This window comes from Thalassobaculum fulvum (assembly GCF_014652915.1).
Lineage (GTDB): Bacteria > Pseudomonadota > Alphaproteobacteria > Thalassobaculales > Thalassobaculaceae > Thalassobaculum_A > Thalassobaculum_A fulvum.
The window spans coordinates 135,776-153,079 of the sequence record NZ_BMZS01000007.1 but is presented as its reverse complement, the minus strand read 5'-3'; the positions used below and the strand labels follow the sequence as shown (position 1 = coordinate 153,079).

The following is a 17,304-nucleotide window of genomic DNA, read 5'->3' as shown; positions in this document are numbered from 1 at the left end:
CGCATCACGGCCCAGGTTTCCGGCGTCTCCGATCCGGGGTCGCAAGGAAGCGAGGTGCATGGTGAGACCGACCGCAACGGAAACCGCGACGACCGTCACAACCCGAGGCGCCGGCTGGGCGCTCGCCAGCCTGGCGCTGTCGATGCTGCTGTCTTCGCTTGGTGTGAGCATCGCCAACGTCGCCCTGCCGACCCTGGCCCAGGCCTTCGGCGCATCGTTCCAGGCCGTGCAGTGGGTGGTGCTCGCCTACCTGCTCGCGATCACGGTCCTGATCGTCGGCGTCGGCCGGCTCGGCGACGTCGTCGGGCGCCGCCGGGTCCTGCTGGGCGGGCTTCTGGTGTTCGCGGCGGCCTCGGTGCTGTGCGGCCTCGCGCCCACGCTCGGAACCCTGATCGCCGCCCGGGCCCTGCAGGGCCTGGGGGCGGCGGCACTGATGGCGCTTACCGTCGCGTCGGTCGGCGCCTCGGTGCCGCCGGAGCGGACCGGCAGCGCCATGGGCCTGCTCGGCACCATGTCGGCGATCGGCACCGCGCTCGGCCCGTCGCTCGGCGGGCTGCTGATCGCCGGCCCCGGCTGGCGGGCGATCTTCCTGGCGATGGCCGGCCTCGGCGTGGTCACCTTCGGCCTCGCCTGGCGCTGGCTGCCCGACCGCGAGCGGAAGGCGACGGCCGGACCGGCCGGCTTCGATGTCCCGGGGACGCTGCTGCTCGGCCTGACCCTGGCGGCCTACGCCCTGGCGATGACCGTCGGGAACGGCCGGTTCGCGGGCGCCAACCTGGCGCTGCTGCTGGCCGCCGCCTTCGGCGCCGGGCTGTTCGTCGCGGTCGAGGCGCGCGCGAAGTCGCCGCTGATCCGGCCGTCGGCCCTCCGCGATGCCGGGCTCGGCTCCGGTCTGGCCGCCAACGCCCTGGTCTCGACGGTGATGATGGCCACCCTGGTGGTCGGGCCGTTCTATCTGTCACACGGCCTCGGGCTCGACGCCGCCGCGGTCGGCGCGGTGATGTCCCTCGGCCCGTTGGTCTCGGCGTTCAGCGGCGTCCCGGCCGGTCGGATCGTCGACCGGTTCGGCGCGCCGGCCATGGTCGGCAGCGGGCTGGCCGCGATGGCCGCCGGCTGCCTCGCGCTCGCGCTGCTGCCGGGCCTGCTCGGCGTCGCCGGCTTCGTCGCCGCCATCGCCGTCCTGACGCCCGGCTACCAGCTGCTCCTGGCTGCCAACAACACCGCGGTCATGACCGGCGTCGGACCGGACCGCAAGGGCGTGGTGTCCGGCCTGCTCAGCCTGTCGCGCAACCTCGGCCTGATCACCGGCGCCTCGGTCATGGGCACCGTGTTCGCGCTCGCCGCGGCGACCGACGACTTTGCGACGGCCGGCCCCGAGGCCGTCGCCGCCGGCATGCGGATCACCTTCGCGGTGGCGGGGGGGCTGATGGTCCTCGCGCTCGTCGTCGCGACGGCCGGCCGTCCCCGGCGCCCGCTCACCGAGGACGCCGGATGACGCCCGCAACCGGTCACCCGGCGGCGGTGTCGACGACCTCGAAGTCGTGGGTGATCGTCGCGGTCTTGGCCAGCATCAGCGAGGCCGAGCAGTACTTCTCGGCCGACAGCGCGATCGCCCGCTCGACCTTGGCCGGCGCCAGGTTGCGGCCCTTGACCACGAAGTGCATGTGGATGCGGGTGAACACCTTGGGGTCGGTCTCGGCCCGCTCGGCCTCCAGCTCGACCACGCAGTCCTCGACCGCCTCGCGGCCCTTCTCGAGGATCTGGACCACGTCGAACGCGGTGCAGCCGCCAGCGCCCATCAGCACCAGCTCCATCGGGCTCGGCCCCGGGGTCGGCCCGTCCGGCGTGGCCCGCGCGCCCAGGACGATCCTGTGCCCGCTGCCGGACTCGCCGACGAAGGTCCGTTCCTCGACCCACTTGATGCGCGCCTTCATCGCGGCCCGTCCCATCGCTTGTCGCCCGTGTTGACGGCGACCATACGGCCTGCCGGCGGTCGGGTGTAGTGGCTTTCGCCGCCGGACGCGGCCCGCCCGGGGCAAATCACCGCGTCGGAACGATCGCCTGGTCACCTTGATCGTGCAATCCTGCGACGGCCTCAGCGATACAGCATCCGCCCAAGGTCCTCGAACAGCCGGTTCAGGCGTTCCCCCCGGTACCACTCGTCGATCGCGAAGTCGCCGTCCTCGGTCAGGTCGAAGAAGCTCCGCCCCGACATGCGCTTCAGCGCCAGCTGGGTCGACGACTGCTCAGCCAGCCGGTCGAGCACCCGGCGCAGCCTGATGCGCACCTGCGGATCCTGGACGCCGTCGGCCAGCCGGTTGGGCGACACCTCGCCCAGCCGGCGCGGCGTGATCGCGACCAGCACCGATGACCGGTAACGCAGGTCGGACTGCCGGTCGAACAGCCACTGCACGACCGGGATGTCCTTGAGCACCGGCGTGCCGTCGTTCGACTTGGTCGAGCCGGCCTCGGTCAGCCCGCTGACCAGGATGGTCTGCCCGTACCGGGCGGTGACGCTAGCTGCGACGCTGGTGCGGGTGGTCGACAGGGTCTGCGAGAAGGTGCTGGCCCCGCCGAGGGACGAGGTCGCCAGCGAGGAGCGCGCCACCTTGACGTTAAGGTTCAGGGTCTGGTCATCGATCACGGTCGGGGTGATCGACAGGCTGACCCCGATCGGCTTGTCCGTAATCGAACTGGACGAGCTGTCGCTGCCGACTATCCCGATCGTCACGATCGAACCGGAAAAGAAGGTCGAAGGCAGGCGGTCGATGGCGACCAGCGACGGCTGCGAGATGATCTCGCTGGTCGACTGCACCGAATTGGCGATGTCCAGCGCATAGGCGATGTAGTTCGTGGTCGGCGAGCTGCCGAGGTCGATGCTGAAGCTGCGGACGTTGGTCGAGTTGGTCCCAATCGAGGTCCCGTTCGACGAGCTGGTGGTCTCGGTGAAGGTCAGGCCGCCGGTGGCGAACACGCTCAGCGCGTTCAGCAGGTTCACGCCGTAGCGGCTGCCGACCGCGTCGTTCGACTGGATGATCGCGGTGTCGAGCATGACCGACGGCGGCGCCGGGGCACCCGGGCAGGGCCGCGGTATCGCCGGCAGACGCTCGGTCTCGTCGCCGTTGCCAGGCTGTGTGCCCTGCATCTCCGACGCTGACGGCAACGGAACGCCCGGCTCGCGGTCACAGTCGAACCAGTGCCCAGCCGCCTTGTCGGCAGTGCCCTGCGCGTCCTCCTCGACGGCGGCGTCGGACGACGTCTCCGTCGGTTCATCGGTGGCCTCGGCCGCCGCGAGCTGCAGGTCGGCCTGCCGCTGCTCCAGCTGGGCGAGTTGCACGCGTCCGTAGCCGTAGTTGCTCTCCAGGGCGGCAAGGGCCGGTCGCGCTGCCATCGGGTCCTGCAGAATCCCGGCCATCAGGGCGTCGAGGCGCAGCACCGTCGGAGTCTCCAGCCCGCGGCTGCGGGCATCCTCGCGCAGCGACCGGGCGACCGGCAGGTCCCCGGCGTACCAGGCGGCCACCAACAGTTCGTCGAGCAACTCCGGCTTTCCAGGCTGCCGCGCGTAGGCCTTCAGGAAGGCGTCGCGCGAAGCCTCGTACCGCCGGCCCTGGAAATGCAGCCGGCCGATCTGCTGATGCGGCAGCGGGCTGCGATCGTCCAGCCGGGCGGCGACCTCGTAGGCGGTCATCGCCAGGTCGGCGGTGTTGCGGCCCGACAGGTACTTCAGGTGATAGATCGTGCCGAGCAGCAGGTGGTACCCCATGGCGTCGGGGCGCAGCTTGATGGCGGCCTGCAGGCGCTCCGATGCCGCATCGAAGTCGCCGGCCTCCAGCCGCTTCAGCCCGTCGACCGCCAGGGTTGCCGGCACGTCCTTCGGATCGACCTTGCGCTCGGCGAGAGGGGACGCGGCCGGCGCCGGGTTGTCCGGCGCCGGCGATGCGAACATCTGCGTGGCCTCGGCGCACGCGCCGAGCAGCAGGCAGGCCACCGCCGGCACGAAGGCCTTGCGGAGACGACTCATGAGCCGGAGCGTCCGGTCAGCAGTTACTTGTCCTCAACGCACACAGCGCCGAGGTAGTTGTTGTTCGGGTCCTGCGGCGTCTTGAAGTAGATGCCAAGGAACTGGTTGTTCTTGCTCAGCGTCTGCGCCATTCCCCCGACCTGAAGGCTGCCATCCGGCATCTCCTTCATGTTGAATCCGCCGAACTCTTTCTTCTTGTCATTGTTGCAGTAGGACCCGCCCCACATCAGCTTCTTTTCCTGATTGTAGACGCCGACCAGGCACTCCGGGCCCGGCTTGCGCGGCCGGATTTTGATCGCCAGCTTCTTGTCGTTGCTCTTGCCTTCCTCAAAGTAAATCTTAACAAATCCGTTGAAATCGTCACTACTGCTGCCAGATCCAAGCTTTTCGAATGTCTTCTTACAGGTAAACTTGTAGTCGTCCTGCGTCTTTCCATGAATTTTATCTTTGAAATCCTTATAGCATTTGCAGTGCATTTCCTTGGCCTGCGCCGCGCCTGCCCCGAGAGCGAGCACGAGAACGCCCAGTACGAAAACCATGTTTCGCATCGCGAACTCCCCAAATTCACAAGAACTCCCCACTCAGACCGCAGAACCCTGTTGCAGACTGCGCCGACTATATTCGCCGACCCGCAATACCGCACAAGTGAACCACGTCCCGGACGTTACATACGTTTCAGAAGTTCCTGCAAGCGGTCTTGAATTAAATGCCTGCAAAAAGCACCGGACCGGCAGAGCGACCCGCCCAACCGCCGGGCGGCAGCCGCATGGCGCGCCGCTTGGTCCGCTCCCAGGCCTCGGGATTGCGGATGGTCTCCGGCCGCTCGCCGCGGAACACGCTCCGCGTGGTGCGGGCCACGGTCGCAGCGCTCTGCTCCTTGAGGCCGGCGGTCAACCCGCCAACATGCGGCGACGGCAGGAAGCTGTCGAGCTTGCACAGCGGGTTGTTCGGGCCGACCGGCTCGGCCTCCGGGGAACGGCGTGCAGACGGCAGTCCGAACGGGTGCCTCAGCGCTTGCGCACGAACTCGGTGCGCAGGACCAGGCCCTTGATCGACTCGTGGCGGCAGTCGATCTCCTCGGGGTTGTCGGTCAGGCGGATCGACTTGATGACCGTCCCCTGCTTGAGGGTCTGGCTGGTGCCCTTCACCTTCAGGTCCTTGACCAGGGCGACCGAGTCGCCGTCGGCCAGGACGTTGCCGGCGGCGTCGCGGACCACCAGCGCCTCGGCGGCGGCCGCGGCGATCTCGGAGGCCGGGCGCCATTCGCCGGTCGCTTCGTCGTAGACGTACTCGTCGCTGTCGTCGGACACGCCGGTCCCCTTTCCCAAAAAGAAGAATCGCGCCGACCGGCCGCAGGCGGCGCGCGTCGAGGTCTGGTCGGCATCGATGATCGGTGCAAGCCGCTTACACCACGGCGGACGGCCGGCGCAACGGTCTCCGCCGCCGCCGGGACGACCGCCCCCTTGCCATCCGCCCGATTGCGCCGCCACTCTTAGGGCCCGCCGAAGGGGCCGGACCGTCGATGTCCGGCCGCCAGAATGCATCCGAAGGCAGTCCGAAGGGAAAACCATGGCGCGACCCGTTATCGGCATCATCTGCAGCCGCCATCTGGTCGACGGCACGCGCGAGACCCAGATGACCGGCCGGCGCAACATCGACGCCGTCGCCAACGCGGCCGACTGCGCGCCGCTGCTGATCCCGAGCCTGCCCGATGCGATTTCCGTCGGCGACCTGCTGGAGGCGGTCGACGGGGTGATGCTGACCGGCGGCCGGGCCAACGTGCACCCGCGGCACTACGGCGAGGAGTTGACCGAGCGGCACGGCGAGATGGATGAGGGCCGCGACGGGGTCGCCCTGCCGCTGGTGCGCGCCTGCATCGAGCGCGGGGTGCCGATCTTCGGGATCTGCAAGGGCATCCAGGAGATGAACGTGGCACTCGGCGGCAGCCTGCACCCGGAAGTCGGCGAGCTGCCGGGCAAGCACCGGCACCGGATGCCGAAGGGCTGCAAGGACCCGAAGATCGTCTTCGAGCTGCGCGAGCAGGTCCGCCTACGGCCCGGCGGCGTGCTGGCGACCATGCTGGGCACCGAGTCGATCGTTACCAACTCGCTGCACGGCCAGGCGGTCCTGGAGCCGGGCGAGCGCGTCGTGCTGGAGGGCTGGGCCGCCGACGACACGGTCGAGGCGATCTCGGTCGCCGGCGCCCGCAGCTTCGCGGTCGGCGTGCAGTGGCACGCCGAGTACGAGGCCGAGACCGACCCGGTGAACAGCGTGCTGTTCGGGCGTTTCGGCGACGCCGCCCGGGCCTACCGGAAGCTGCGCCGGGCCGCCGCCGCCTGAGACCCTGCATTCGTTGCGCCTCGCCGGCGCCACCCTGTGAACCGATACGGACCCGCCCGATGACCGCGCCCGACCCGATCACGATCTCGGTGATCCACCATCGCCTGACCGGCATCGTGGAGGAGATGGGCGAGGCGATGCTGCGCACCTCGTTCTCGCAGATCCTCAACTCCAGCCGCGACTTCTCGACCGCGATCTGCGGCGCCGACTCCCAGCTGGTCGCCCAGGCCGAGCACATCCCGGTCCATGTCGGCGCCCTGCAGCCGGCCGCCAAGGCGGTGATCCAGGCGTTCGGCGACGACGTCCACCCGGGCGACGTGTTCCTGCTGAACGACCCCTATGCCGGCGGCAGCCACCTGCCCGACGTCACCGCCTTCGTGCCGATCTTCCTGGACGGCGCGCTGACCTTCTGGGCGATCAACCGGGCCCACCACTCCGACATCGGCGGCGCCACCTACGGCGCCTACAACGCCTCGGCCCGCGAGATCTGGCAGGAGGGCATCCGGCTGCCGCCGATCAGGTTCTACGACAAGGGCGTCATGCGCCCGGACATGCTGCGGATGCTGAAGGCCAACGTCCGGCACGCCCGCGACTTCGAGGGCGACCTGTCGGCGCAGATCGGCTCGGTGCTGCTGGCCGACCGCCGGGTCAAGGCGCTGGCCCGTGAGTTCGACCGCGCCACCATCGTCGCCGCGGTCGACCGGATGCTGGAGGCGACCGAGGCGCAGACCCGCGAGAGCATCGCCGAGTGGAAGGACGGCACCTACATCGGCGAGGCCTGGCTGGACGACGACGGCCGCGGCAACGACGACATCCTGATCCGCGCCAAGGTCACCGTCGACGGCTCCAGCCTGACCGTCGACCTGCGCGAGTGCGCGCCACAGGTGACCAGCTTCGTGAACTCGTCGCCGGCCAACACCCGCTCGGCGGTGATCGTCGCCCTGTCGGTGCTGCTGGACAAGGAGATCGCCAAGAACGAGGGCATGGTGCGGCCGCTGACCATCCTCACCACGCGCGGGACCATCGTCGACCCGGACCCCGGCCTGCCGGTCACCATGTGCACCTCGCACTGCAGCAACGAGATCATCGAGGCCGTGGTCACCGCCCTGTCCGGCGCCTGCCCGGAGCAGGCCATGGGCGGCTGGGGGCGCCGGCTGCGGATCGCCATCAAGGGCGTCGACCCGCGCAACGACCGGCCGTTCATCTGGCACATGTTCCACGCCCGGCCGGGCGGCGGCGCCTCGTCCGGCGGCGACGGCTGGCACAACGCCGGCGAGTGGCACTCGGCCGGCGGCCTGAAGTTCGGCTCCGTCGAGGTCGCCGAGGCCCGGTTCCCGCTGTTCTTCGGGCGCCACGAGTTCCGCCCGGATTCCGGCGGCGACGGCCGCTATGTCGGCGGCACCGGGGTCGACCTCGACCTGACCGTCGAGACCGAGCAGCCGGCGGTCGCCAACACCGCCGGCGACGGCCTGCGCCACGGGGCGCGCGGCATGCTCGGCGGCCACGACGGCGCGCCGCACCACTACCTGATGCACCCGCCCGGCGCCGACACCGTGGTGCTGGCCAGCAAGGCCGAGGGCATCCGGGTGCCGCCGGGCACCACCTTCGAGATCCATTCCGGCGGCGGCGGCGGCTGGGGACCGCCCGAGCAGCGCGACCCGGCGGCCCGGGCGCGCGACGCCCGCGACGGCCTAGTCTCCGCCCCGAACACCGCCCCGAACGCCGGAGGCGACCGATGAGCTACCGGATCGCGGTCGACGTCGGCGGCACCTTCACCGATCTGGTGGCGGTCGATTCCGCCGGCAGGGTCACCTTCGTCAAGGTCCCGAGCACGCCCGAGGACCAGGCGATCGGCTTCATGGACGGCATCGCCCGGCTGGCCGAGACCCTGGGGCTGGCGGTGCCGGACCTGCTGGCGGACACCGACCAGGTGCTGCACGGCATGACCGTCGCCACCAACGCCCTGCTGGAGCGCAAGGGTGCGAAGGTCGGGCTGCTGACCACCGAGGGCCACCGCGACGTGCTGGAGATGCGCGAGGGCCTGAAGCCCGACCGCTACAACCTGCGCCTGCCGCGCCAGGAGCCGATCGTGCCGCGGCACCTGCGGTTCGGGGTGCGCGAGCGGATCCGCGCCGACGGCCGGGTCGAGACGCCGCTCGACCGGGCCTCGCTCGACGCCGCGATCGCCGCGCTGAAGGCCGAGGGGGTCACCTCGGTGGCGGTCGCCTACCTGCACTCCTACCGCAACGACCGGCACGAGCGGGAGACGCTGGAGGCGCTGCAGGCGGCGATGCCGGAAGCCAGCATCTCGCTGTCCTCCGACGTGCTGCCGCAGATCAAGGAGTTCGAGCGGGTCTCGACGACGGCGGTGAACGCCTATGTGGCGCCGCTGATCAAGGGCTACCTGGAAGGCCTGGAGGGCCGGCTGCGCGACGCCGGGTTCACCGGCCCGCTGCTGATCATCTTTTCGCACGGCGGGGTGGCGCCGGTCGGCGAGGCGGTGCGGATCGCCGCCGGCACCGTGCTGTCCGGCCCGGCCGGCGGCCTCGCCGGCGGGCGCCGGATCGCCGAGATGATGGGCATCCCCGACCTGATCACCTTCGACGTCGGCGGCACCTCGACCGACATCTCGATGGTCATGAACGGCGACGTGGTGCTGTCCAGCAACCGGACCATGGCGAACGAGCGCATCGCCATGCCGAGCCTGGACATCGTCACGCTGGGCGCCGGCGGCGGCTCGATCGCCCGGCCGGTGGCCGGCGGCCTGCTGACCGTCGGACCGGAGTCCGCCGGCGCCCGGCCCGGGCCGATCTGCTACGGCCGCGGCGGCACCAGCCCGACCGTGACCGACGCCAGCGTGGTGCTCGGCTTCCTCGACCCCGACAACTTCGCCGGCGGCCGCTCCAGGCTCGACCGCGACGCCGCCCTGGCGGCGTTCGCGACCCTCGGCGAGGCCCTGAAGGTCGACGCCCTGCAGGCGGCCGAGGGCGTGCACCGGGTGGTCAACACCCAGATGGCCGAGGGCATCCGCGCCGTCACGGTGCGCCGCGGCGTCGACCCGCGGCGCTTCGGCCTGCTCGGCTTCGGCGGTGCCGCCGGCCTGCACGTCACCGAGCTGGCCCGCATGCTCGGCCTGCGCCGGGTGGTGGTGCCGCGCGTCGCCTCGGTGCTGTCGGCCTGGGGCATGCTGACGACGGAGCTGCGCCTGGAGGCCGTGCAGTCGCTGCTCGGCGAGGCCGACACCCTGGACGTCGAGGCGGTGCAGGCGCTGTATGCCGGCATGGTGGCCGACGGCCGGGCCCGCATGGCGCAGTGGTTCGACGGCGAGATCGCGGCGCGCCGCAAGGCCGACATGCGCTACGGCGAGCAGGTGTTCGAGATCGACGTCGAACTCGGCGACATCGACCTGCAGGCGCCGGACGCGATGGCGACCCTGAAACGGTCGTTCGAGGCCCGCCACGAGGAGCTGTACGCCTACAACCTGCCGGACCAGCAGCCGGTGCTGGTGAACGCCCGGGTGGCGACCGTCGGCGTCCTGCCCGATCTGCCGCAGGAGCCGACCGTCGAGGACCGCGAGCCGGCAGCGCCCAAGGGTGCCCGCGACATCTACCTGGGCGGATGGACCGCGGCCGAGGTCTACGAGTTCCCGCTGCTGGCGGCCGGCCAGGTGATCGAGGGCCCGGCTCTGGTCGAATCCGAGACCACCACGGTGCTGCTGCGCCCCGGCGACCGCGGCACCGCCACGGCGCATGGCTGGCTGGACATCGCGGTCGGCAGCTGAGCGTCAGCCGCCGGCCAGCAGCCGCGTGGCGCGCTGCTTGGTGCGCTCCCAGGCCTCGGGGTTGCAGATGGCCTCCGGCCGCTCGCCGCGGAACACGCTCAGCATGGTGCGGGCCACGGTCGCGGCACTCTGCTCCATGAAGCCGGCGGTCAGCCCGCCGACATGCGGCGACAGCAGGATGTTGTCGAGCTTGCACAGCGGGTTGTCCGGGCCGACCGGCTCGACCTCGAACACGTCGAGCGCGGCGGCCCGGATCCGCCGCCCGGCCAGTGCCGTGTGCAGGGCGTCCTGGCTGACGATCTTGCCGCGCGCGGTGTTGATCAGGCAGGCGTGCGGCTGCATCGCCGCGAACGCCGCGTCGTCGAACATGTGGTGGGTCTCGTCGTTCAGCTCGGCATGCACCGAGACGTAGTCCGAGCGGCCCAGCAGGTCGACCAGGTCCTCGACCTTCTCGACGCCCAGCTCGTCCATGGTCGCCTTGTCGACGTACGGGTCGTAGGCCAGCACGGTCTGCGAGAAGGCGCCGGCGCACTTGCGGGCCATCTCCCGGCCGATCTGGCCGAGGCCGACGATGCCGAGGGTCGAGCCCTCCAGGTCCCGGATGGTGTTGCCCGCACCCAGCCGGTCGCTCCAGCCGGTGCCGGCCCGGGTCATGGCGTCGTGCTCGAAGCCGTGGCGCGACAGGCTCATCATCATGAACAGCGCGTGCTCCGACACCGGCACCTTGCCGAAGCCCGGGTTGTTCACGACCGACACCCCGCGCTCGGTCGCCGCCGCGATGTCGATGGCGTCGGTGCCGCGCCCGGACGAGCAGATCACCAGCAGGTCCTCGGCCGCGGCGATCACCTCGGCGTCGACCTTGTTCGGGTAGCGCCCGCAGATGCCGTGGGCACCGCGCGCCGCCCCCAGCACCGCCGCCCGCTCCGGGCGGAGCAGCAGCTCGACGTCGGCGTGCTCGCGCAGATGGGCCTCGCCGCCGGGATGGTACAGCGGATCGATCAGCAGAACCTTGTGGCGCATGGGAATCCTGTCGGGAGAGGGCCGGCGGACGCGGCGGGGAGGGATCGCGACCCTAGCCGTCCGCCCCGGGCGGGACAAGCCGCCCCCCCTGCTTGACCCACGTCAACGCCGGACCGCACGGATTGCGGAAATATGACAGCGCTACGATGGAGACGGCCGGCGGCGGAGGATGGAATGCTCACATTCGAGGACTGTCTCGCCCTGGCGGAGCTGACCGAGGAGGAGATCGCGGCGATCGCCGAGCACGAGCACCTGCCGGCCATCGTCGCGGCCGAGCTCGGCAACTACCTGGTCCACGACGACAAGGGCGTCCCGGTGATCCGCCGGATGATCCTGGACGACATCGAGGCGGCCCGGGCCCGCGGCGACAGCCGGCACGCCCTGGCGCTGAAGATGGTGCTGAAGCACTTCGTGGAGACGCACCCGAGCGTCAAGGGCGACCGCGGCGACTGACGGCTACGAGCCGAACCCGACCCGGCCGATCGCCGGCAGCCGCAGGGCCGGCTTCGTCAGGTCCAGCCCGACTGAGAGCCCGAGCAGGTTGATCTCGACCCCCTCCTCCGGCGCCAGGATCAGGCCGGCGAGCCCGAGCAGCGACACCTGGACGCCGCCGCCGCTGGGTGCCCGGCCGATCGCGTCGGCCAGCGGGCGGTAGTCCTTGCCGATCGCGGTCGGCGGCAGGTCGAGCCCGAGTTCCGGCACGGAGCGCGCCACATGGGCGGTAAAGGTGTTGCTGTTCGGCCCGGGATAGCTGCGATAGCGCTCCGGGAACGGATAGGCCGCGACCGCCGCCTCGATCCGCGGGATCAGCGCGGCCGCCGCCTCGCCCCGCCGGTCGACCAGCAGCCGCGGGGGCTGGCCGTACCACATGGCGTCGGGTGCGGCGTAGTTGCGCCGGACCACCCGGCCGCCGCCCCAGCCGACGACGTCCCAGCGGGTATAAGCCTCGCCGCCCTCGGTCTTGGTCACGATCCAGGTGTGGACCGCCACCACCCCGCGCCAGCCGAAAGTCTGGGCGGCGTAGACCTGGACCACGGCGCGCGGCTCCTCGGCCGGATCCGGGGCCAGACCGGTCGAGGCGCGCGACGCCTCGTACCAGGGCACCTGCGCCCAGGAATGCCCGGCACTCTTGATCAGCACCGGGGCGAGCAGCCCGGCGACGGCGATCCCTATCGAGAGATTGGCAAGAACACCCATCGGCCCCGCCGCACTGCCGTGCGCCCCGTTCCATGTACTTCCATCCCGGGAAGATAGGATGCGCCGGCGGTTCGGCAACGTCTACCGCAATGCAACATTCGGCGAAACTCGGCGCGGGGCGGCGGGTGGGTTCCGGAGTCCGCGAGGCGGCTCCGGAACGACGAAGGAGAGGGTGGCTCCCGCCCTGCCTTTCGTCATCCCGGTGCGAGCGCCAAGCAGTCGACGCCGGGATCCATGGAGAGACGGACCCTGAGCGGCCGGTGGGTTCCGGCTCGGCCGCGCCGTAGTGGCGCGCCCGTCCGGAATGACGAAAGGGAGAGAAGGTCACACACCCCATTTCGTCATTCCGGACCGGACCGCCGTTGGCGGGACGGGTCCGGAACCCACCCGCCGCCTCGACGCTGCCCGTCTCAGTTCATGCGGAACAGCTTGCCCGGGTTCATGATGTTGTCCGGGTCGAGCGCCTGCTTGACCGCCCGCATCACCGGGATCGCCTCCGGCAGCTCGGCCGCCAGGAACTCCATCTTTCCGTAGCCGACCCCGTGCTCGCCGGTGCAGGTGCCGTCCATCGACAGGGCCCGCAGCACCATGCGGTCGGCGTGCTCCTTGGCGCGGCGCAGCTCGTCGGCATCGTTCGGGTCGATGACGTAGACCAGGTGGAAGTTGCCGTCGCCGACATGCCCGACCAGCGGCGCGAACAGGCCGGTCTCCTCCAGGTCCTTCTTGGTCTCGACGATGCACTCGGCGAGCCGCGAGATCGGCACGCAGACGTCGGTCGGCCAGCCCTTGGAGCCGGGCCGCTGGGCCAGAGCGGCGTAGTAGGCGTTGTGCCGCGCCTCCCACAGCTGGGTGCGGTCCTCCGGCTTGGTCGCCCACTTGAAGTCGGTGCCGCCCATCTCCTGGGCGATGCCCTGCACGGTCTCGGCCTGCTCGACCACCCCGGCGCTGGTCCCGTGGAACTCGAAGAACAGCGTCGGCTTGGCCTCCAGTCCCTCGAGCTTCGAGTGGCTGATGCAGGCGCCCATCTGGGCGTCGTCCAGCAGCTCGACCCGGGCCACCGGCACGCCGGTCTGGATCGTCAGGATGCAGGTGTTGACCGCGCTCTCCAGGTCCGGGAACTGGCAGACCGCCGCCGACATCGCCTCGGGGATGCCGTAGACCTTGAGCTGGACCTCGGTGATCACGCCGAGCGTGCCCTCGGAGCCGACGAACAGCCGGGTCAGGTCGTAGCCGGCGGCCGATTTCTTGGCCCGCCGCGCGGTCTTCACGATGCGGCCGTCGGCCATCACCACGGTCAGGCTGAGCACGTTGTCGCGCATGGTGCCGTAGCGCACCGCGTTGGTGCCGGAGGCGCGGGTCGCGCACATGCCGCCGATGGTGGCGTCGGCCCCGGGATCGATCGGGAAGAACAGCCCGGTGTCGCGCAGGTGCTCGTTGAGCTGCTTGCGGGTGACGCCGGCCTGCACCCGGACGTCCAGGTCCTCGGCGTTGACCTCCAGCACCTTGTTCATGCCGGAGACGTCGATGCACAGGCCGCCGCGCAGTGCCGCCACCCCGCCCTCCAGCGAGGTGCCGACCCCGAACGGGATCACCGGCCACTTGTTGGCGGCGCAGATCTTCACGGCCTCGGAGACCTCGTCGGTGCTCTCGGCGAAGAACACCGCGTCGGGCGCGACCGTCGGGTGATAGCTCTCGTCGGTGCCGTGCTGGCGGCGGATCGCCTCGCCGGTCGAGAGGCGGACGCCGAAGCGCTCCTTCAGCGCGGCGATCGCGGTCTCGCGGGCGGTGGCGTTCGAAGGGATGGCGTCGACCTGCATCGCAAGGCTCTCCGATCGGGCGGTCAAAACGGGTGGCGCGCAGAATGCCCCGGCGCCGCCGCCGGGTCGAGTGCCCTGATCCCCCGGTCAGGTTGCCGCGATCGACAGCACCGCCGTGATCACCGCGACCCCGGCGAGGTTCAGCAGCAGGCCGGCCCGCAGCATCTGCGGCAGGGTGATGTAGCCGGAGCCGAACACGATCGCGTTGGGCGGCGTCGCCACCGGCAGCATGTAGGCCGAGGACGCGGCCAGGGCGACCGCCATCGCGACCACCGTCGCAGACAGCCCGGTGCCGTCGGCGAACGCCGCCACCACCGGCAGCAGCGCCGCGGTGGTGGCGGTGTTGCTGGTCAGCTCGGTCAGCAGGATGACCAGCAGGGTCACCCCGACCAGCAGCACCACCGGCGGCGCGATCGCCAGCAGGTCGAGGCCGCCGCCGAGCCAGCCGGCCAGCCCCGAGGTCTCGATCGCCCGCGCCAGGCTCAACCCGCCGCCGAACAGCACCAGGATCTCCCACGGCAGGCGCTTGGCGCTCGGCCAGTCCATCAGGAACTCGCGGCGCCGCCAGTCGGCCGGAATCGCGAAAAGCGCGACCGCGCCGGCGATCGCCAGGCCGGTGTCGGTGACGAGGCCCCTGCCGAGCAGGTCGTCGAGGAACGGCCGCAGGATCCAGCACACCGCGACCGCCGCGAACACCGCGGCAACCCGCTTCTCGGGCACGCTGACCGGCCCCATGGCCCGCAGCATGCCGGCCAGGGCGTCGCGGCCGCCCTGCGGAGCCGTGTCGGCGAACGGGAACGCCACGCGGGTCAGGACCAGCCATGCCAGCGGCAGCATCGCGACGGCAACCGGCACGCCGACCGCCATCCAGCCGGCGAAGCCGACGGTCACGCCGAAGCCCTGGGCCAGGAACCCGGCGGCCAGCGCGTTCGGCGGCGAGCCGATCAGGGTCGCCAGCCCGCCGATCGAGGCGGCATACGCGACGCCGAGCATCATCGCCGTCGCGAAGTTCGAGCCGACGACCGCCCCGGCGTCGTCCTCGCCGGACGCGACCGCGACCAGCGAGGCCGCGATCGGCAGCATCATCATCGCGGTGGCGGTGTTGCTGATCCACATGCTGAGCACGGCGGTGGCCAGCATGACGCCGGCCACCAGGCTGCGCGGGCGGCTGCCGACCAGGATCACGATGTGCAGCGCGATCCGGCGGTGCAGGCTCCAGCGCTGGACCGCCGCCGCGATCACGAAGCCGCCGAGGAACAGGTAGATCAGCGGGTCGGCGTACGGCGCGGCCGCCGCCCTGGCATCGGCGATGCCGAGGACCGGCAGCAGCACCAGCGGCAGCAGCGCGGTCGCGGCGAGCGGCACCGCCTCGGTCGCCCACCAGGCCGCCATCCACACCGCAACGGCGGCGGTCGACCAGCCGGCCGGCGACAGCCCGGCCGGCACCGGCGAGGCCGACAGCGCGACGAACAGGGCCGGCCCGAGCAGCAGGCCGACCGTCTGGTAGCCCCGGTAGCTCCCCGCCGTCACCGCGCCGTCCGGCATGACTGCACCTCCGTCGATCTGACCGGTCGGATACCGCATACCACAGGACCGGGGCTCGGATTGCCGAACGGTTAACGAATCCTTATATTGAAACCCGGTTGCAGAACGCAGCGCCCGATGCCCGGAACAAGCACCCGGGTGTCCGACGATCGACCGGCCGGAGGTGGGGAAATGGCCATCGACTCGTCCGGGACCGGAAGCGGCACCGTCTCGCAGCTGCGGGATACCATCACCGCCCTTCGGGGACTGGACACGATCAACCGGATCAATCCGACGGCGGACGATCCGGACCGGATTCGCACCGAGGATTCCGTCCGGGTGTCCGATACCGCGACCCCGGACCCGCGGGTTCTGGAGCAGCAGGAGCTCGACACCATCCGGCAAGGGCTGAGCGACGCCTCGGCGGCCGGCAACGTGGCGCTCGCCGGCTCCCAGGCGGTGTCCGGGACGCTCGACGAGATCGGCACCCGGCTCCAGCAGCTCACCGACACCAGCCTGAGCCAGGACCGGCGCACCGCGCTCGCCGCCGAGATCGACACCCTGGTCCGGCAGGGGTTGGAGACCGTCGACCAGGCCAGCTTCAACGGCGTCAACCTGCTCGACGCCGAGCGCAACGAGAACCTGGAGGTCGTGGCCGACCGCGAGGGCAACACCGAGACGGTCCGCGACCAGACCCTCCGGCCGGCGCTGGAAAACCTCCAGACCCTCAACCTCGAGACCGCCGAGGGCGCACAGTCGGCGATCGACGGCGTGTTCGCCGACGCCCGCACCGCCACCGACATCGCGGTCCGTCAGCTGACCGAGGACAACGGCCGGATCGGCGAGCGGCTGACCGCGATCCAGGACCGTCAGACCGAGCTCGCCGGCGCTGACCTGGCCGTCGATCCCGGGCTGGACAGCGAGGGCGCCCAGCAGACCGCGCAGCAGCTGGCGTCCCAGCTCCAGCAGGCGCTCGGCGACCAGAACAGCCTCGGGATCGTCAACACCCGTCCGGAGACCCTGATCGGGCTGTTCCGCTAGGACCTGCCGGCCAGCCGGTTCAGGTCAAGGGAACCTCCGCGCACGGGCAGACCGTCGCCGGCCCGCCGGGCGCGATGAAGTCGGCCCACACCGCGTTGTGGTGTTCGATGATCTTGGCCGCCGGCAGATGCGGGCGGTCGGCCGTCGTGTGACCGTCGGACGGCACCAGCGTCGGGATGCCTCGCGCCAGGGCGCTGCGCACCGTGGTGTCCACGCAGTAGTCGGTGGCGCAGCCGGTCACGATCAACCGCTCGATCCGGTTGTCCGCCAGCACCCGGTCGAGCGTGGTGCCGAGGAACGAGTCGCAGGCGGTCTTGCGGACCACCACGTCGCCGTCCCGCACCTCCAGGTCCGCCAGCAGGTGCCAGCCGGGCGCATCGGGATGATGAGGGTCGCCCTCCGGCCCGTCGTGCTGCACGAACACCACCAGCCCGCCCGCGCCACGGACCGCCGTCGCCAGCCGGTTGAGCCGCTGCACCAGCCCCGCCGTATCGTGGCGCGGGCTGGCCGCGGTGAACGAGCCCTGCTGCATGTCGATGACGATCAGTGCCGGTCGCATGCCC

General features: G+C 71.0%; 15 protein-coding genes. 6 read left to right on the top strand and 9 right to left on the bottom strand.

Features of this window, described 5'->3' with window-relative positions:
* Nucleotides 1-58 precede the first annotated feature (58 nt).
* Nucleotides 59-1,495, top strand: a complete 1,437-nt coding sequence (locus IE246_RS15715) for an MFS transporter (protein WP_229837247.1) — start codon at nucleotides 59-61, stop codon at nucleotides 1,493-1,495.
* Nucleotides 1,496-1,508: 13 nt separating this feature from the next.
* On the opposite strand, the gene IE246_RS15710 is transcribed toward IE246_RS15715, so the two are convergent.
* From IE246_RS15710 to IE246_RS15695, 4 genes are all read right to left on the bottom strand, one after another.
* Nucleotides 1,509-1,934 carry an OsmC family protein gene (locus tag IE246_RS15710; protein WP_189991289.1) on the bottom strand — a complete coding sequence of 142 codons (426 nt, stop codon included), beginning with the start codon at nucleotides 1,932-1,934 and terminating at the stop codon, nucleotides 1,509-1,511.
* Between the two features lie 161 nt (nucleotides 1,935-2,095).
* On the bottom strand, nucleotides 2,096-4,021 hold the full coding sequence (locus IE246_RS15705; protein WP_189991287.1) for a type II and III secretion system protein: 1,926 nt from the start codon (nucleotides 4,019-4,021) through the stop codon (nucleotides 2,096-2,098).
* A 23-nt stretch (nucleotides 4,022-4,044) separates the two neighbouring features.
* Nucleotides 4,045-4,560, bottom strand: a complete 516-nt coding sequence (locus IE246_RS15700; protein WP_189991285.1) for a hypothetical protein — start codon at nucleotides 4,558-4,560, stop codon at nucleotides 4,045-4,047.
* Nucleotides 4,561-5,028: 468 nt separating this feature from the next.
* Nucleotides 5,029-5,331 (bottom strand): zinc ribbon domain-containing protein YjdM, encoded by a 303-nt coding sequence (locus IE246_RS15695; RefSeq protein WP_189991282.1) that lies wholly within the window; start codon nucleotides 5,329-5,331, stop codon nucleotides 5,029-5,031.
* A gap of 259 nt (nucleotides 5,332-5,590) precedes the next feature.
* On the opposite strand from IE246_RS15695, the gene IE246_RS15690 reads away from it, so the two are divergent.
* Genes IE246_RS15690 through IE246_RS15680 form a run of 3 tightly spaced genes read left to right on the top strand, consistent with a single transcriptional unit; the run spans nucleotide 5,591 to nucleotide 10,142 of the window.
* Complete coding sequence (locus IE246_RS15690; protein WP_189991280.1) at nucleotides 5,591-6,361, top strand: gamma-glutamyl-gamma-aminobutyrate hydrolase family protein; 771 nt, start codon at nucleotides 5,591-5,593, stop codon at nucleotides 6,359-6,361.
* Between the two features lie 59 nt (nucleotides 6,362-6,420).
* Entirely contained in the window at nucleotides 6,421-8,100 is a 1,680-nt protein-coding gene (locus IE246_RS15685) for a hydantoinase B/oxoprolinase family protein (protein ID WP_189991278.1), read from the top strand.
* On the top strand, nucleotides 8,097-10,142 hold the full coding sequence (locus IE246_RS15680) for a hydantoinase/oxoprolinase family protein (RefSeq protein ID WP_189991276.1): 2,046 nt from the start codon (nucleotides 8,097-8,099) through the stop codon (nucleotides 10,140-10,142). The genes IE246_RS15685 and IE246_RS15680 overlap by 4 nt, the downstream gene beginning before the upstream one ends.
* Before the next feature lie 3 nt (nucleotides 10,143-10,145).
* On the opposite strand, the gene IE246_RS15675 is transcribed toward IE246_RS15680, so the two are convergent.
* The gene (locus IE246_RS15675) at nucleotides 10,146-11,162 is read right to left on the bottom strand and encodes a hydroxyacid dehydrogenase (RefSeq protein ID WP_189991274.1); all 1,017 of its coding nucleotides are present in this window, start codon (nucleotides 11,160-11,162) and stop codon (nucleotides 10,146-10,148) included.
* Between the two features lie 174 nt (nucleotides 11,163-11,336).
* Between IE246_RS15675 and IE246_RS15670 the strand changes: the two genes are divergently transcribed.
* Nucleotides 11,337-11,615 (top strand): hypothetical protein, encoded by a 279-nt coding sequence (locus IE246_RS15670; RefSeq protein ID WP_189991272.1) that lies wholly within the window; start codon nucleotides 11,337-11,339, stop codon nucleotides 11,613-11,615.
* A 3-nt stretch (nucleotides 11,616-11,618) separates the two neighbouring features.
* Here the strand turns inward: IE246_RS15670 and IE246_RS15665 are convergent, their stop codons facing one another.
* The 3 genes from IE246_RS15665 to IE246_RS15655 form a co-directional block, all read right to left on the bottom strand.
* Entirely contained in the window at nucleotides 11,619-12,359 is a 741-nt protein-coding gene (locus tag IE246_RS15665; protein ID WP_189991269.1) for a DUF3750 domain-containing protein, read from the bottom strand.
* Nucleotides 12,360-12,769: 410 nt separating this feature from the next.
* Nucleotides 12,770-14,176: an FAD-binding oxidoreductase gene (locus tag IE246_RS15660; protein WP_189991267.1), complete on the bottom strand. Its 1,407-nt coding sequence runs from the start codon at nucleotides 14,174-14,176 to the stop codon at nucleotides 12,770-12,772.
* Nucleotides 14,177-14,263: 87 nt separating this feature from the next.
* Nucleotides 14,264-15,721 carry an SLC13 family permease gene (locus IE246_RS15655; RefSeq protein ID WP_189991265.1) on the bottom strand — a complete coding sequence of 486 codons (1,458 nt, stop codon included), beginning with the start codon at nucleotides 15,719-15,721 and terminating at the stop codon, nucleotides 14,264-14,266.
* Between the two features lie 171 nt (nucleotides 15,722-15,892).
* Here IE246_RS15655 and IE246_RS15650 point away from each other — a divergent pair, with 171 nt between their 5' ends.
* Nucleotides 15,893-16,741: a flagellin family protein gene (locus IE246_RS15650; protein WP_189991263.1), complete on the top strand. Its 849-nt coding sequence runs from the start codon at nucleotides 15,893-15,895 to the stop codon at nucleotides 16,739-16,741.
* 19 nt (nucleotides 16,742-16,760) lie between these two features.
* Here IE246_RS15650 and IE246_RS15645 read toward each other — a convergent pair whose 3' ends face one another.
* On the bottom strand, nucleotides 16,761-17,300 hold the full coding sequence (locus IE246_RS15645; RefSeq protein ID WP_189991261.1) for a cysteine hydrolase family protein: 540 nt from the start codon (nucleotides 17,298-17,300) through the stop codon (nucleotides 16,761-16,763).
* Nucleotides 17,301-17,304: the final 4 nt, after the last annotated feature.